Origin of the sequence: uncultured Campylobacter sp. (assembly GCF_938018145.1) — a bacterium.
Lineage (GTDB): Bacteria > Campylobacterota > Campylobacteria > Campylobacterales > Campylobacteraceae > Campylobacter_A.
Map to the genome: position 1 here is coordinate 1 of NZ_CALIII010000004.1, position 1,202 is coordinate 1,202.

The 1,202-nt window shown below is 48.8% G+C and carries 1 protein-coding gene and 2 pseudogenes; all 3 read left to right on the top strand.

The annotated features are described in order from the left end of the window. Positions 1 to 401 (top strand): annotated as a pseudogene (locus Q0338_RS00080) (GTPase ObgE); the annotation flags it as partial. 127 nt (positions 402 to 528) lie between these two features. Then, on the top strand, positions 529 to 870 hold the full coding sequence (locus Q0338_RS00085; protein WP_298084994.1) for a hypothetical protein: 342 nt from the start codon (positions 529 to 531) through the stop codon (positions 868 to 870). A gap of 186 nt (positions 871 to 1,056) precedes the next feature. Then, positions 1,057 to 1,202 (top strand): annotated as a pseudogene (locus Q0338_RS00090) (methionyl-tRNA formyltransferase); the annotation flags it as partial.

The window sequence follows — 1,202 nt, forward strand, 5'->3', positions numbered from 1 at the left end:
GCGCAAGCGAAGGGCGCGGGCTTGGCGTGCAGTTTTTAAAACACGTCGAGCGCACGAAAATTTTGCTTTTTATGCTCGATCTTGCGAACTATCGCAGCCTCGAGGAGCAGTTTGACGCGCTGCGGGCCGAGACGGCGAAATTTTCAGGCGAGCTAGCGCAAAGAGACTACGCGATCGCTCTAACTCGCGCGGACGCGGCCGAAAATTTGCAGGAAAAATTTGACGCGTTTTTATCGCATTTGGGGCTTTCGAGCACGGCGGGCGAGATGAAATTTAAACAAGTTATTTATGAATTTGACGCCGCCAAGCCATTTTTTGTAATGCCGATATCTTCGGCGACGGGGCAAAATATAAACGAGCTAAAATTTAACCTACTTGAGCTACTTAAAAAGGAGCTGTAGATTGCGCCAAAAGCCGCGCCGCAGATGGCTTTTGCAAACGCAGGCCTTAAGCGTGTCCGCATACGCGGGTAAATTTTATGCTTATAGCTCGCAAACGCCGCAAAAAGATAAAATTTAAGAAGGCGAAATGAATAAAATTTTTATTCTAGTATTTTTATGCTTCGGCGCATACGGTTGCGATCCCGCCGATCCGGTGCCGAATTTTATGGACTTTAACGACAAGGATTACGACGGCGCGCTGAGCTTGCAGGAGTGGATGGCGAGCGAGGTGCCGTCCGGGCTGAGAGTAGAGCTAAATCTGCGCTCAGGCTCGGAATTTAAGAAGTTAGACGCTAATCATGACGGCAAGATTAGCCTAGATGAGCTGGGAGCGAAACCGTCTGCAAAGATTTATTGGTCCGAAGATCCGTGCGCTTTTTTGCCTTGGCCGGACGGATCCGAGGATAAAAATCAATCCGCCGTCAAATAAGCGCGAAAAACGGCAATGATGCGGCCTTTTGCACGGGGTTAGGTTTGTGCGACGCGTATAAATTTTACTTCGCGCGGGCGAGTATGGACCAGTTTTACTCCGCGATCTGCGTAAAATTTATTTCGCGCGCGGTCGGCGCCTATGTGATCGCTCGCGCCTTGATTTGGCTAAATTTAAAGGAAAAGAATGAATATAGTTTTTATGGGAACGCCCGAGTATGCGGCTAAAATTTTACGCGCGCTTGCGGAGGCGAAATTTGAGATCGCTGCCGTATTTACACAGCCCGATAAGCCTGTTGGCAGAAAGCAAATTTTAACTCCGAGCGAAGTTAA